Annotated in this window: 14 protein-coding genes; 9 read left to right on the plus strand and 5 right to left on the minus strand. The window is 64.2% G+C overall.

The window, feature by feature from the left end:
- Positions 1-2 precede the first annotated feature (2 nt).
- The 7 genes from ACMUJL_RS16865 to ACMUJL_RS16895 all read left to right on the plus strand — a co-directional run bounded on the left by ACMUJL_RS16865 (position 3) and on the right by ACMUJL_RS16895 (position 5,415).
- On the plus strand, positions 3-1,145 hold the full coding sequence (locus tag ACMUJL_RS16865; protein WP_375572274.1) for an ABC transporter substrate-binding protein: 1,143 nt from the start codon (positions 3-5) through the stop codon (positions 1,143-1,145).
- Between the two features lie 106 nt (positions 1,146-1,251).
- Positions 1,252-2,169 (plus strand): branched-chain amino acid ABC transporter permease, encoded by a 918-nt coding sequence (locus ACMUJL_RS16870; protein ID WP_375572272.1) that lies wholly within the window; start codon positions 1,252-1,254, stop codon positions 2,167-2,169.
- 1 nt (position 2,170) lies between these two features.
- Complete coding sequence (locus ACMUJL_RS16875) at positions 2,171-3,154, plus strand: branched-chain amino acid ABC transporter permease (RefSeq protein ID WP_375572270.1); 984 nt, start codon at positions 2,171-2,173, stop codon at positions 3,152-3,154.
- Positions 3,147-3,902, plus strand: coding sequence for an ABC transporter ATP-binding protein (locus ACMUJL_RS16880; RefSeq protein ID WP_068292488.1), 756 nt, complete (start codon positions 3,147-3,149; stop codon positions 3,900-3,902). Before ACMUJL_RS16875 ends, ACMUJL_RS16880 begins: the two co-directional genes overlap by 8 nt.
- A complete protein-coding gene (locus ACMUJL_RS16885) occupies positions 3,899-4,588 on the plus strand; it encodes an ABC transporter ATP-binding protein (RefSeq protein WP_416914358.1) in 690 nt (229 codons plus the stop codon). The genes ACMUJL_RS16880 and ACMUJL_RS16885 overlap by 4 nt, the downstream gene beginning before the upstream one ends.
- Positions 4,589-4,591: 3 nt before the next feature.
- On the plus strand, positions 4,592-4,999 hold the full coding sequence (locus ACMUJL_RS16890; protein ID WP_068292492.1) for an acyl-CoA thioesterase: 408 nt from the start codon (positions 4,592-4,594) through the stop codon (positions 4,997-4,999).
- Positions 4,999-5,415, plus strand: coding sequence for a RidA family protein (locus ACMUJL_RS16895; protein ID WP_375572266.1), 417 nt, complete (start codon positions 4,999-5,001; stop codon positions 5,413-5,415). Before ACMUJL_RS16890 ends, ACMUJL_RS16895 begins: the two co-directional genes overlap by 1 nt.
- 108 nt (positions 5,416-5,523) lie before the next feature.
- Here the strand turns inward: ACMUJL_RS16895 and ACMUJL_RS16900 are convergent, their stop codons facing one another.
- The 5 genes from ACMUJL_RS16900 to ACMUJL_RS16920 all read right to left on the minus strand — a co-directional run bounded on the left by ACMUJL_RS16900 (position 5,524) and on the right by ACMUJL_RS16920 (position 10,440).
- Positions 5,524-6,264 (minus strand): peptidase, encoded by a 741-nt coding sequence (locus ACMUJL_RS16900; protein ID WP_375572264.1) that lies wholly within the window; start codon positions 6,262-6,264, stop codon positions 5,524-5,526.
- A 30-nt stretch (positions 6,265-6,294) separates the two neighbouring features.
- A complete protein-coding gene (locus ACMUJL_RS16905; RefSeq protein ID WP_068292504.1) occupies positions 6,295-7,152 on the minus strand; it encodes a transglutaminase family protein in 858 nt (285 codons plus the stop codon).
- A 9-nt stretch (positions 7,153-7,161) separates the two neighbouring features.
- Entirely contained in the window at positions 7,162-8,100 is a 939-nt protein-coding gene (locus ACMUJL_RS16910) for an alpha-E domain-containing protein (RefSeq protein ID WP_375572262.1), read from the minus strand.
- 4 nt (positions 8,101-8,104) lie between these two features.
- Positions 8,105-9,535 (minus strand): circularly permuted type 2 ATP-grasp protein, encoded by a 1,431-nt coding sequence (locus ACMUJL_RS16915; RefSeq protein ID WP_375572260.1) that lies wholly within the window; start codon positions 9,533-9,535, stop codon positions 8,105-8,107.
- Positions 9,536-9,666: 131 nt separating this feature from the next.
- Positions 9,667-10,440: a DeoR/GlpR family DNA-binding transcription regulator gene (locus ACMUJL_RS16920; protein WP_068292511.1), complete on the minus strand. Its 774-nt coding sequence runs from the start codon at positions 10,438-10,440 to the stop codon at positions 9,667-9,669.
- Positions 10,441-10,628: 188 nt separating this feature from the next.
- Here ACMUJL_RS16920 and ACMUJL_RS16925 point away from each other — a divergent pair, with 188 nt between their 5' ends.
- Positions 10,629-12,620, plus strand: a complete 1,992-nt coding sequence (locus ACMUJL_RS16925) for a CocE/NonD family hydrolase (protein ID WP_416914359.1) — start codon at positions 10,629-10,631, stop codon at positions 12,618-12,620.
- 276 nt (positions 12,621-12,896) lie between these two features.
- Positions 12,897-14,504 carry an ABC transporter substrate-binding protein gene (locus tag ACMUJL_RS16930; protein WP_375572256.1) on the plus strand — a complete coding sequence of 536 codons (1,608 nt, stop codon included), beginning with the start codon at positions 12,897-12,899 and terminating at the stop codon, positions 14,502-14,504.

Below are 14,504 nucleotides of genomic sequence, written 5' to 3' on the forward strand. Positions count from 1 at the left end.
AGATGAAACTGACGAAACTGGCGATGCTGGCCACAACCGCGCTGCTGGCCGCGGGCGCGGCCATGGCAGAGGGCAAGGTGAAGGTTGGCATGATCACCACGCTGTCGGGCGGCGGTGCCGGCCTTGGCATCGACGCGCGCGACGGCTTCATGCTGGCGCTGAAACTGTCCGGCAGCGATGCTGTCGAGGTGGTGATCGAGGATGACCAGCAAAAGCCCGAGATTGCCGTCCAGCTGGCCGACAAGATGATCCAGGCCGAGAATGTCGATGTGCTGACCGGCATCATCTGGTCGAACCTGGCCATGGCCGTCGTGCCGTCCGCCGTTGCACAGGACAAGATCTACCTGTCGGTGAACGCAGGCCCTTCGGCGCTGGCGGGCAAGGGCTGCCATCCGAACTATTTCAACGTCGCATGGCAGAACGACAACCTGCACGAGGCGGCGGGTGCCCATGCGACCAAGGCGGGCTATGCCAAGACCTTCATCCTGGCGCCCAACTATCCGGCGGGCACCGATGCGCTGACGGGGTTCAAGCGCTTCTACAAGGGTGAACTGGCGGGCGAGATCTATACCACGCTGGGGCAGACCGACTATGCCGCCGAGATCGCGCAGATCCGCGCATCGGGGGCGGATTCGGTGTTCTTCTTCCTGCCGGGCGGCATGGGGATTTCCTTCATGAAGCAATATGCCGACAGCGGTGTGGGTCTGCCGGTGGTGGGGCCTGCCTTCAGCTTTGACCAGGGCATCCTTCAGGCCGTGGGCGCGGCTGCGCTGGGCGTGGTCAACACCTCGCAGTGGGGCAAGGATCTGGACAACGCGGCCAACCAGACTTTCGTGGCGGCCTTCCAGCAGGAATACGGCCGTCTGCCGTCGCTTTACGCAAGCCAGGGCTATGACACGGCGAACCTGCTGCTTTCGGCCATCGGCAAGGCCGATATCGCGGATAAGGATGCGTTCCGCGCGGCGCTGAAAGAGGCCGATTTCGCCAGCACACGGGGTGATTTCAAGTTCGGCACCAACAACCATCCCGTTCAGGACATCTATGTCCGCGAAGTGATCCAGGAGGGTGACATCTTCACCAACAAGATCATCGGTGTGGCGCTGGAAGATCACGTCGACGCCTATGCGGCCGAGTGCAAGATGTAAGCACTGATCAGGTCCCGGCGCGGATGTGCCGGGACCCATCTGCACGGACGATGGCCGCGCCGGTTGCGCGCGGGCCGGATGTTCTTACCCCAAGCGGACGGAAAACATGACCTTTCTGCTTTTTGCCGAACAGATGCTGAACGGGCTGCAATTCGGGATCATGCTGTTCCTGATGGCGGCCGGATTGACGCTGGTGTTCGGCGTCATGGGCCTGATCAACCTGGCGCATGGATCGCTCTACATGATCGGGGCCTTTGCCGCGGCGGGGGTGGCGGGCGCGACCGGTTCGTTCGTGCTGGCGCTGATCGCCAGTCTTGCGGCGGCAGCGGCGGCGGGCGCGCTGATCGAACTGACGGTGATCCGACGGCTTTACAAGCGCGATCATCTGGATCAGGTGCTGGCGACCTTCGCGCTGATCCTGATCCTGTCGGAAGGCACGCGCTGGGTTTTCGGATCGTTTCCGCTTTATCTTGACGTGCCAAGCTATCTGTCGGGGCCGGTCACGCTGCCGGGGGGGATCCAGTATCCGCTTTACCGCCTCGCGATCATAGTTGCAGGGCTGGTCGTGGCGGCGGGGCTGTTCGCGCTGATCGCGCGCACCCGAATCGGCATCCAGATCCGCGCAGGCGAGGCCGACCGCGAGATGATCGCAGCGCTGGGGATCGACATATCAAGGCTTTACACGCTGGTCTTTGCCCTTGGTGCCGCGTTGGCGGGGCTTGCCGGTGCGCTAGTGGGCGCGATCCAGTCGGTGCAGGTCGGCATGGGCGAGCCGGTGCTGATCCTGGCCTTCGTCGTGATCGTCATCGGCGGGATCGGGTCGATCAAGGGCGCGCTGGTGGGCGCGCTGCTTGTGGGCATGACCGATACGATGGGCGGCGTCTTGCTGCCGCGTTTCTTCGCGCTTTTTCTTGATCCTTCGGCGGCCACGACGGTGGGCGCCTCGCTTGGGTCGATGCTGATCTATATCCTGATGGCGGTCGTGCTGATCATGCGCCCCTCGGGCCTGTACGGGAGCGCCTGAGATGACGCGCGAAAGTTATATCAATGCGGGCCTGACCTTTCTGCTGATACTGGTGCCATTCTGGGCCTGGTCCACGGGGCAGGCCTATATCCTGACGCTTTGCACCAAGGTCGCGATCCTGGCGCTGGCCGGTGTGGGGCTGAATATCGCGCTGGGGCTGGGTGGGCTGGTCAGTTTCGGCCATGCGGCGTTCTTCGGGATCGGCGGCTATGCCATGGGCATTCTTGCCAGCCATGCGCAGACCTTCGATCCGATCATGGACTGGCCGATCCTGATCGAGGGCACGAAATCCATGCCGGTGATCTGGCTTGTGGCGATGATCACTTCGGCTTTGGCGGCGCTGCTGATCGGGGCGCTCAGCCTCAGGACGTCGGGTGTCTATTTCATCATGATCACGCTCGCCTTCGGGCAGATGCTTTACTATTTCACCATCGGCTGGCCCGCCTATGGCGGAGAGGATGGCCTGTCGATCTATGTGCGCAACAGCTTTCCGGGGCTGAACACGCTGGTGCCGGTGCAGTTCCTGATCCTGTCCTACGTGATCCTTGGTCTTGCGCTGCTGTTTTCCGCGCGGCTGTCGCGGGCGCCTTTCGGGCTGGCGCTGACGGCGGCGCGGCAGAACGCGGACCGGGTCGAAACCGTCGGCATCGCGCCCTATCGGCTGCGGCTGGTGGCCTTCGTGATCTCTGGCGCGATCACGGGCCTGGCGGGGGCGCTGTTTGCCGATCTCAACCGGTTCATCAGCCCCACGATGTTCAGCTGGCACACCAGCGGCGAGATCATGATCTTCGTGATCCTGGGCGGGGTGGGGCGGCTTTACGGACCGGTGGCGGGGGCGGCGCTGTTCATCCTGCTCGAGCATCTTCTGGGCGGGGTCAGCGACTACTGGAAGATCTTCCTGGGTGCCTTGCTGCTGGCCGTCGTGCTGTTTGCGCGCGGCGGGCTGATCGGGACCCTTGCGGGGCGGGAGGTGGCCCATGGCTGAGCCCTTGTTGCAGACGCGCGGCATCACCAAGTCATTCGGGGCGCTGAAAGCCTCGGACGCGATCAGCCTCGATCTGCGTCCGGGCGAGATCCATGCCCTGATCGGCCCGAATGGTGCGGGAAAATCCACGCTGATCAAGCAGATCGCGGGCAATATGCAGCCTGACAGCGGCACGGTGCATTTCCTGGGGCAGGATGTGACTGCCCTGGATACCGTGGCGCGGGCGCGGCTTGGGCTGGGACGCACGTTCCAGATTTCGGCCCTCGCGATGGACTTTACCGTGTTGCAGAACGCGGTGCTGGGGGCGCTTGGCGCGCGTGGTGACGTGATGCGGTTCTTCCGGCCCGTGATGAAGGACCGCACGCTGGTGGCGCGCGCGCATGAGGCGCTGGAGCGGGTGGGCCTGCAGGATCATGCGGCCATGCGCACGGCAGAGCTGTCGCATGGGCAGCGCCGCCAGCTGGAGGTGGCGGTGGCGCTGACCCTCAAACCCAAGGCGTTCCTGATGGACGAGCCGATGGCGGGCCTGGGGGCGGGCGGATCTAAACGCCTGACAGGCTTTCTGGACGGGCTGCGGGCCGAGGCGCCGATCCTGCTGGTGGAACATGACATGGATGCGGTCTTTGCCCTGGCGGACCGTATTTCCGTGCTGGTCTACGGGCAGGTCATCGCCACGGGCACCGCCGCCGAGATCCGCGCCAACCCGGAGGTGCGCCGCGCCTACCTGGGTGAGGAGGACGCGGCATGACCCTGTTATCGGTGAATGATCTGGCCGTGCAATACGGCTCTTCGCAGGCCTTGTTCGGGGTGTCCTTCGACGTGGCGCAAGGCGAGGTCGTGGCCCTGATGGGGCGCAACGGCATGGGCAAGACGACGACGATCCAATCCATCTGCCGGATGGTGCCGGCCATGTCCGGCGCGATCACCTTTGACGGGCATGACCTTTTGCGGCTGCCATCCTTTCGCGCGGCGCGGCTGGGTCTGGGGCTGGTGCCGGAAGGGCGGCGTTGCTTTGCGCCCCTGACGGTCGAGGAAAACCTGATCGCCAGCGCGCGCCCCGGCCATTGGGACCTGTCGCGCATCGCCCAGCTGTTTCCAAGGCTCGAGGAACGGCGCGACCAGAAGGCGGCATCCCTGTCGGGGGGCGAGCAGCAGATGCTGGCGATTGCCCGCGCGCTGATGACGAACCCGCGCCTTCTGCTTCTGGACGAGGCGACAGAAGGCCTGGCACCCGTGGTGCGGCAGGAAATATGGGCCGCCATCGCCACGTTGAAGCGTGACAGCGAACTCGCCATAGTTGTGGTCGACAAGGCCTTGAAAGAACTGAACAAGATCGCGGATCGCGCGGTGATCATCGAGCGGGGGAAATCGGTCTGGATGGGGCGACCGGACGCGCTGACGCCCGACCTTGCCGATCGCTACCTGGGGGTCTGACGGATGCCTTACACCCATCGCCGCAAGGTCATGTTCAAGGATTGCGACCCCGCGCGGATCGTCTTTTATCCGCGCTATTTCGAGATGCTCAACGACACGGTCGAATGCTTCTTCGACAAGGTGCTGGGCTGCCCTTTCGAAAGGCTGCATGATGGCCACGCGGTCCCGACGGCGCGGATCGACACGGTTTTCACCGCGCCAAGCCGGCTGGGGGATTGGCTGGACATCACGCTGACCTGCCGCCGCCTCGGGCGCAGCAGCCTCGATCTGTCTTTCGTGGTGTCATGCGGGGCCGAGCAGCGTCTGAACGCGACCTCGACGCTGGTGCATGTGGGGCCGGATGGACGCCCGGTGCCCTGGGCGGGTGATTTGCGCAACGCATTGGAATTGGCAGTAAAAGGAACAGACTGATGGCGCATCGATTCATTCAGCCCCAAGGGTGGGCCGTGGCGAAGGGCTATGCCAACGGGGTGCTGAGCGAGAATGGCACCCTTTATGTCGGCGGGCAGATCGGCTGGGATGAAAACCAGGTGTTTCGCAGCCATGATTTCATCGGCCAGATGGAGCAGGCCCTGCGCAACATCATGGCGGTGGTCGAGGCGGCAGGCGGCAAGGCGGAACATCTTGTGCGCCTGACCTGGTATGTGACCGACAAGCGCGAATACCTCGCCCGTCAGGCCGAGGTCGGGCAGGCCTATCGCCGCGTGCTGGGGCGCCATTTTCCGGCCATGACCATGGTCGTTGTGGCTGGCCTTGTCGAGGATGAGGCGCTTGTCGAGATCGAGGCGACAGCCGTGATCCCGCACCCCGGTTCGGTCGGGCCCTGAATGCGGCTTTGTCGAGAATAGTCAACTATGGCGGTTTTTTCCCGGTCCGCGCGGGAGATTTGGACCAGGAAAGACAACTTCGACCGCCGGGAATTTCAAGCCGGATCGTCAGTCGGTGCCGAAACTGAAAGGCGGAAGCCTGGAAAATGCCTCTCGCAGGGCGACACCCCACCCGCTGGAGATTTCCTGGAAATAGGGATCATCCGCCCCGATCCGCAGGGTGCGGCCCTGGCGCAGGCTGTCCTTCTCATAGATGTGGATGTCCAGCGGCGGGCTGACCGACAGGTTCGCCTTTATCGTGCTGTCGAAGGACACCAGCAGCAGCTTGACCGCTTCTTCGAAGGTCATGTCGGGATCATAGGCGCGCAGCAGGATGGGCCGGCCATATTTCGTTTCGCCGATCTGGAAGAAGGGCGTGTCGTCGCTGGCTTCGATGAAATTCCCCTCGGGGTAGATCAGGAACAGGCGTTGCTTGCCACCCTTGACCTGTCCGCCCAGCAAGAGCGTCGCGTTGAAGGTCGCATCGGCACGCTGACCGGTCATGGCGTGGGTCGCGATGACCTCGCGCAGGGTGTTGCCCACCAAGGTCGCCACCTGGAACATGCTTTCGGCGGCCATGATGCTGGGTGCGCGATCCTGCGGGCTTTTGGACCGCTCCTCCAGCAGGCTGACCACGGCCTGTGTCGTGGCCAGGTTTCCCGCGGACAGCAGCGTGATGCAGCGGTCATCGGGGGCGTCCCAGATCGCCATCTTCTGGAAGGTCGAGATGTTGTCGACGCCCGAATTCGTACGGGTGTCAGATATGAAGACGATGCCCTTGTTGAGGGTGTATCCGACGCAATAAGTCATGACGTGGTGTCCGGAAAGGGCGCGCGCGCCTCATGATGATGTCTGTTGTTGGGCCTGGCCCGACTGGACCTGTCTTTGATCAGTCTGCTGCGCCACTTGCAAGTGAACATTCATGACCTCGCTGCCGCTGCCCATGCGGTGACCGTGGATCGGCGCCGCATCGGCATAGTCCAGCCCCAGCGCCACCCGCACATAGCGGTCATCCGGCGATATGCCGTTGGACACGTCGAAGCCGACCCAGCCCAGCGGATCTAGGCAAACCTCGCACCAGGCATGGCTTGCCTCCTGCTCGGTCTGCCCGTCCATCAGCAGGTAGCCCGAAACGTAGCGCGCGGCGTATCCCATGGCACGGGCGGCCGCGATCATGATGTGGGCATGGTCCTGGCAGACGCCCGTTCCGGCCTCCAGCGCGGCTTCGGCCGTGGTCGATGCATTGGTGCTTCCGGTGCGCCAGGGAACCGTCTGCAGGATCAGCGCGGACAGGCGATGCATCCGGTCCAGATCGTTCTCGGCCTCCAGCCGCCGGGCTTGCGTCACCAGCTTGCGCAGAAGCGGCCCCGGCGCGGTTGCGGGTGTCGGCGCCTCATAGAGCCAGACCGGCGCCATTGCGTTGTTGGGTCCGATCACCCCGGCGCGGTCCTCGGTCTCGATCGTGCCGTCGCAGCGGATCTCGACCTTGGTGGCATCGCGGTCCACCAGCACCAGATCGACGTGATTGCCGTGCTGATCGGTAAATCCCAACTCTTTCTGCCCGCCGGTGATGGTCGTGGTCCAGTCCAGCACCTTCTGGCCGCATCCGTTGCGCGGTGTCAGGCGCAGCTGCAGCAGCGCATAGTGATCGGGCGCGTCATAGCTGTAGGTGGTGACGTGGCTGATCTTCAGGCGCATGGCGTCCTCCTACCCATAAAAGCGGAAATCCTGTTCGATCTGGCTGGCAAGGGCGGCCGTGTCGCGGATCGAGGAATCCAGGAATTCGTGCAGGCCTTCGTCGAAAATGGCCGTGATCGGCTGGTTGAAGCGCTGGCACATCCGGTCGGCCATGTCCTGCGAGGGCTGACGTGTGCCGTATTCACCCTCGAGGTGGGCCAACTGCTCGCGCGTCTTTGAGCAGCAGAAGGCCAGCGAGCGTGGCACGCGGCGGTCGAGGATCAGGAATTGCGCGATGCCCTGCGGCGTCGTCTCGCCGCCATGCAGCCAGCTGAAGGATCGTTCGGCCGAGACCGAGCGCAGGATGTTTTCCCATTGCGCATTGTCCATACTCGACCCCACGAAAGAGGCCGAGGGCAGCAGGACGTAATACTTGACGTCAAGGATGCGGGCCGTGTTGTCGGACCGTTCCAGGAAGGTGCCCATCCGGCAGAAATTGTAGATCTCGTTGCGCAGCATCGTGCCATGCAGCGCCCCGCGCACCACGGCGCTGCGGGTGCGGATCGTGGACAGCACTTCGGCCAGGGTGCGTTCGGTCACTGGCCGGCCCAGCGCGGCCTTGACCGCCATCCAGCATTCGTTGACCGCCTCCCAGACCTCTGATGACAGGGCCGTGCGCACCAGGCGCGCGTTCGACCGCGCGGCGTTCATCGCCGACATCACGCTCGAGGCATTGTCGGGGTCGCGCAGTAGGTAGTTGATCACATGGGTCGCGTCGAAATCATCGAATTTCGCGCAATAGGCCGTGCGCATGCCCGCGGTCGTCACCACCAATTCCCACTCGTTCTCGGCGTCGCCCGCGCGTGTCAGGGCGATGCGCCACCCGGCCTCGACCAGGCGCGCGATATTCTCGGCGCGTTCAAGATAGCGGAACATCCAGAACAGCCCGCCCGCGGTTTTTCCCAGCATCGCGTCAGTCCCCCAGAACCCATGTATCCTTGGTCCCGCCGCCCTGGGACGAGTTGACGACCAGCGACCCTTCCTTGAGCGCGACACGCGTCAAGCCGCCCGGCGTGATCTGCACCTTGTTGGGCGAGACCAGCACGAAGGGGCGCAGGTCCACATGGCGCGGGGCAAGTCCGCGCTTGGTCATGATCGGCACGGTCGACAGTGCCAGCGTCGGCTGCGCGATATAGTTGCCCGGCCGCGCGCGCAGCTTCTTCTCGAACCGGGCCAGTTCGCGCTTGCTGGCGGCGGGGCCGACCAGCATGCCATAGCCACCCGAGCCATGCACCTCCTTGACCACCAGTTCCGACAGGTGATTGAGAACGTATTTCAGGCTGTCGGCCTCGGAGCAGCGCCATGTCGGCACGTTCTGCAGGATCGACTTTTCGCCCGTATAGAATTCAACGATATCGGGCATGTAGCTATAAAGCGCCTTGTCGTCGGCGATGCCTGTGCCCGGCGCATTGGCCAACGTGATGCCGCCTGCGCGGTAGACATCCATGATCCCCGGTACACCCAGCAGCGAGTTGGGGTTGAAGTTCAACGGGTCAAGGTAATCGTCGTCGATCCGGCGATAAAGCACATCGATCGCCTTGTAGCCGCGTGTCGTGCGCATGCAGACGCGTCCGCCCTCGATCCTCAGGTCGTGGCTTTCCACAAGCTCGGCGCCCATCTGGTCGGCCAGAAAGGCATGTTCGAAATAGGCCGAGTTGTGAATGCCCGGCGTCAGCACCGCCACCTCGGGCTTGTCGCCGTCGAAGGCGGGCGGGGCGCAATCGGACAGCGACCGGCGCAGGTTCTGCGGATAGCTGGACACGGGCCGCACCTTGAGGCGGGTGAAGAGTTCCGGGAACATCTGCAGCATCGTTTCGCGGTTTTCCAGCATGTAGCTGACACCGGATGGCGTGCGCGCGTTGTCTTCCAGAACGTAGAATTCGTTCTCGCCCGTGCGCACAAGATCGGTGCCCACGATATGGGTATAGACCCCGCCCGGTGGGTTCACGCCGATCATCTGCGGCAGAAACGCCTCGTTGCGGGCGATCAGGTCCACGGGCACGCGGCCCGCGCGCAGGATCTCCTGGCGGTGATAGATATCGTGCAGGAAGGCGTTGATCGCGCGGACACGCTGCGCGATGCCGTCTTCCAGGCGCGCCCATTCGCGCGCCGAAATGATGCGCGGCACCACGTCGAAGGGGATCAGCCGTTCGTCGGCTTCCTGTTGTCCGTAGACGTTGAAGGTGATGCCGATGCGGCGAAAAAAGGCCTCGGCCTCTTCGGACTTGCGCCGCAGGTGGCGGATATCCTCGGTCTTGAACCAGTCGTTATAGCGTGAATAAGGCTGCCTGGCCTGCCCGGCGCTGTCGAACATCTCGTCAAAGAAACGGTTCTGCTTGTCCATGGGTCCACGTTAGAGGAGGTATCTGTCTTTGCAAAGATGGCCTGTCAAACGACTGGGGGCCAAGCAGAAATCGCCTGACCCCCCGAAGTGCGCGCGCAAATCATGGGCGCCCTGCCTGTTTTTTAGGCGTGTCAGGTCTGGATGGGGTTGCAAATGGTGATTTCCGTGCCCCAATCCGCGCAGGCCCGCGTCAGGTCGGGCGGAAAAGCGTGGTCGGTATAGACGCGGTCGATCTGGCGCAGCGATGCGATCCGCGCGGGCGCCGCCCGGTGCAGCTTGGAATGATCCACCACAAGACAGGTGCGCCGCGCCTGGCGGATGATCGACTGGCTGACGCTGACCTCCTGCACGTCGAAATCCAGCAGGTCGCCTTCGGTATCCATGGCCGAGCAGCCGATCACGGCCAGATCGACCTTGAACTGTTCGATCACGCTGGCGGTCAGGGGGCCGACCAGGCCGCCGTCGGCGCGGCGCAGCACACCGCCTGCCAGGATGATCTCGGCCTCGGGGTTGGCGACCAGGATATTGGCCACGTTCATGTTGTTCGTCACCACCATCAGGTTGCGATGGTGCAGCAACTCGCGCGCGACCGCCTCGGTCGTGGTGCCGATGTTCAGAAAGACCGATGCGCCTTCGGGAATGTCCTGGGCGCAGGTCCGCGCGATGGCGGCCTTGGCCCCGGCGTTCAGGCGCCGACGCTCGTCATAGCCGATATTGGTCACACCCGAGGGCAGGATCGCCCCGCCATGCACCCGTTCCAGCTTTCCCGCCTCGGCCAGTTCGGTCAGGTCGCGCCGGATCGTCTGCACGGTAACGCCAAAGCGCTCGGCCAGCCCTTCGACGGTGACCTTGCCCTCGGTCCGCGCAATCTCGAGGATGTCGGGATGTCGAAATGTCTGGCTCATGCTGCTGCCTCCTCGTGCCGCATGACTATTTTTCAAAAGCGCCCGTCGTGCAAGCGGCGCGTGGGCCGCGCTGTGGGGATGCGCGCCGCGATCTGTTTCTTCTTGCTCCAAATATCCATCGGACCGCGCCCCGCCGCGCAACGCGAGATGGCTTGACAGGCGGCCCTGCGCCCCATGAAGCTGCGGCGATGGAAAATGTGCTGCGCCCGGTTGCCGAAACCCCTGACATGGGGATCACCCTTGCGGATGGCTGCCGGCTTTCGGCGCGCGTCTGGATGCCGGCGGATGCCGCGACGGATCCGGTGCCCGCGATCATGGAATTCCTGCCCTATCGCAAGCGCGACGGGACGGCTGCCCGCGATGCGCTGACGCATCCCTGGATGGCCGCGCGCGGATATGCCTGCATCCGCGTGGACATGCGCGGCAATGGCGACAGCGAAGGCCTGATGGAGGATGAGTATTCCCCGCAGGAGTTGTCGGATGCGGTCGAGGTGATCCACTGGCTGGCCGCGCAGCCCTGGTGCACCGGCACGGTCGGCATGATGGGGATCAGCTGGGGCGGGTTCAACGCCTTGCAGGTGGCCGCACTGGACCCCGCGCCGCTGAAGGCGATCGTCACGCTCTGTTCCACCGTGGACCGTTATGCCGACGACATCCATTACAAGGGCGGTTGCCTGCTGAACGAAAACCTTGGCTGGGGGGCCACGATGTGGGCCTATTCCTCGCGCCCGCCCGATCCCGCGCTCCGGCCCGATTGGCGTGATCTGTGGCTGCAGCGCCTTGAGGCCGAGCCGTTCCTGCCCGCGCTCTGGCTGCGTCACCAGAGGCGCGATGCCTATTGGCGGCATGGATCGGTCTGCGAGGATTTCGGCGCCATCACGGCGGCGACGCTGGCGGTTGGCGGCTGGGGCGACAGCTACAAGAACGCGGTGCCTGTGCTGGTCGACAACCTGTCCGCGCCGGTCAAGGGGATCGTCGGGCCCTGGGTGCACAAGTACCCGCATTTCGCGGTGCCCGAACCGCGTATCGGTTTCCTGCAGGAAGCGCTGCGCTGGTGGGATCGCTGGCTCAAGGGAATTGCCAACGGGGCCGAGGATGATCCCGCCTATCGCCAATACCTGATGGACGGGGTGCGCCCTGCCACATGGTATGCGGATCGTCCCGGCCGCTGGCTGGCCGGGGATGGTGCGCCGGGGCCGATGCGGCGGCTGCATCTGGGGCAGGGGGCATTGGGCGATGCGCCCGAACCCTTGCAAAGCCTGATTGCAAGCCCGCAGCACTGCGGCCTGGCGGGGGGCGAGTTCTGCGCGATCTGGCTGGGGCCGGAACAGCCCGGCGACCAGCGCGCCGATGACGCGCTGTCGGCCCGTTTCGACACCGCACCGCTGGACCGCGACACGGCGATTACCGGTGCGCCGCGCGTGACCCTGACGCTGACCGCCGACAGGCCACAGGCACAGATCGCGGTGCGGCTGTGCCATGTGCATCCTGATGGCGCCTCGACCCGGATCACATGGGGTGTGCTGAACCTTTCGCATCGCGACAGCCATGCCGACCCCGCGCCGCTTGTTCCCGGTCAGCCCGTCACCGTCACGCTGGATCTGGATCACATCGCCTACCGCGTGCCGGCCGGGCACAGGCTTCGGCTGGCGGTGTCGTCCAGCTATTGGCCGATGCTATGGCCCGCGCCCGAGTCTGCTGCGCTGATGCTGTCCGAAGGACATCTGGACCTGCCGGTGCATCCCGCCCCCGACGGCCCCGGATGGGATTTTCCGGCCCCCGATGCAGCCCCCGCGCTGCAGGTCGAGGTGCTGCGCCCCGAACATCACGAGCGCGCGGTCACGACCGACCTGACGACCGGGCTGGTCAGCCTGCGGATCCTGGACGATTTCGGCAAGCGCCGGGACCTTGGGCATGGACTTGTTTCGGGCGGAGTGGCGCGGGAATGGTGGGACATTCATCCCGATGATCCGCTTTCTGCCCGTGGTCGCACCCATTGGACCATGGAGGTGGAGCGCGACGGCATCGTGACCCGCACCGAGACCCATGCCGAGATGTGGTCGGATGCGCGACAGTTCCACCTGACCGCGCGGCTGGAAGCCTGGGAAGGCCAAGGCGCCACGGCCCGGCTGGTTCATGCACGCGATCTGCACGAGGCTATCGACAGGGATTATGCATAAGTGGTTAGACTGGCCCTGTCGGATAGCGGATTTTAGCCCCTTTGTTGCCGCCGATGTCGCCTCTGTCACGCATCTGTCGCAGTCAGACGCTTTTTTGGTTGAACACTGGGGCGCGATGGGCAAAGTTGACTCGTGAGTCAACAACCCGGGACGGGCGTGTCACGTCGCAAGGCGGACCGGCCTCGAAAGGAACCCAAGGCAGGCGCAAGGCTGCTGCGGGATAGCAAGGTCAAAAAGGATCGCGCCAAGCGACCGGATGCCAACAGGGAGATGGAAATGACCGGTAAGATCGACAAGAATCAGATTGATTACTTCAAACTGCGCGCGGGCCTCGGCCGCATGTCGCGGCGCGAATTCATGGGCCGCATGGGCGCCCTGGGTGTCAGCGCCGCCATGGCAGGCACCTTCTATGCCGAGGCGGTGCGCGCGGCAGGACCGGTCAAGGGCGGCATCCTGAAGGTTGGCCTTCAGGGCGGCGAATCCACCAACAGCATGGATCCGGCACTGGCCACGTCGCAGGTGCCCTATTTCAACCTGAACGCCGCGGCGGAAACGCTGGTCGAAGTGACCCCCACGGGCGACCTTGAAATGCGCGTGGCCGAGGCCGTCGAAAGCAGCGCCGATGCCAAGACCTGGATGTTCAAGATCCGCAAGGGGATCACCTTCCATAATGGCAAGGACCTGACCCCCGCCGACGTGCTGGCCACGCTTGAGCGGCACAGCGACGAGAATGCCAAGTCGGGTGCCCTTGGCATCATGAAGGGCATCGAGTCCATGAAGGTCGATGGCGACTATGTGGCCGTGACGCTGGCCACGGCCAATGCCGACCTGCCTTACCTGATGGCTGACTATCACCTGATGATCCAGCCCAATGGCGGCAAGGATGCACCGGCCGACGCGACCTTCTCGGGTGCGTATGTGCTGAAATCCGACGAGCCGGGCGTGCGCCACGTGTTCGAGCGCAACCCTAACTACTGGGACAGCGCGAACCGGGGCCATGTCGACCAGATCGAGGTGCTTGTGATCAACGATCCGACCGCACGGATGGCTGCGCTGCAGTCCGGTCAGATCAACCTGGTCAACCGCGTCGAACCGCGCACCGCCAGCCTGCTGGCACGCGCGCCGGGCGTGACTGTCGCGAATGCGGGTGGTCGCGGGCATTACGTGTTCATCATGCATTGCAACACCGCACCCTTCGACAACAACGACCTGCGGCTGGCGCTGAAATATGCCATCGACCGCCAGGAAATGGTGGAAAAGATCCTTGCCGGCTATGGCACGATCGGGAACGACATTCCGATCAACAGCGCCTATCCGCTGTTCGACGACAGCATCCCGCAGCGGGCTTACGACCCCGACAAGGCCGCCTTCCACTACAAGAAGTCGGGCCATGACGGCACGCCGATCGTACTGCGCACCTCCGATGTGGCCTTCCCCGGCGCCGTCGATGCCTCGCAGCTGTTCCAGCAGTCGGCCTCCAAGGCGGGCATCCCGCTGGAGATCAAGCGCGAGCCGGGTGACGGCTACTGGTCCGAAGTCTGGAACAAGCAGCCCTTCAGCGCCTCCTACTGGGGTGGCCGTCCGGTGCAGGACCAGATGTATTCCACGGCTTACTACTCGGGCGCCGACTGGAACGACACGCGGTTCTTCAACGACAGCTTCGACAGCCTGCTGCTGTCGGCGCGCGCGGAACTGGATACCACCAAGCGCAAGGGCATGTATGCCGAAATGGCACGCATCCTGCACGATGAGGGCGGGCTGATCTGCCCGATGTTCAACGACTTCATCGATGCGCATGGTCCCAACGTGCAGGGCTTCGTCGCCGACCCCGGTGGCGAGATGATGAGCGGGATCGCGGGCCTCAAGGTCTGGCTGACGGCCTGA

The organism is Seohaeicola sp. (assembly GCF_048006315.1).
Taxonomy (GTDB): Bacteria; Pseudomonadota; Alphaproteobacteria; order Rhodobacterales; family Rhodobacteraceae; genus Seohaeicola.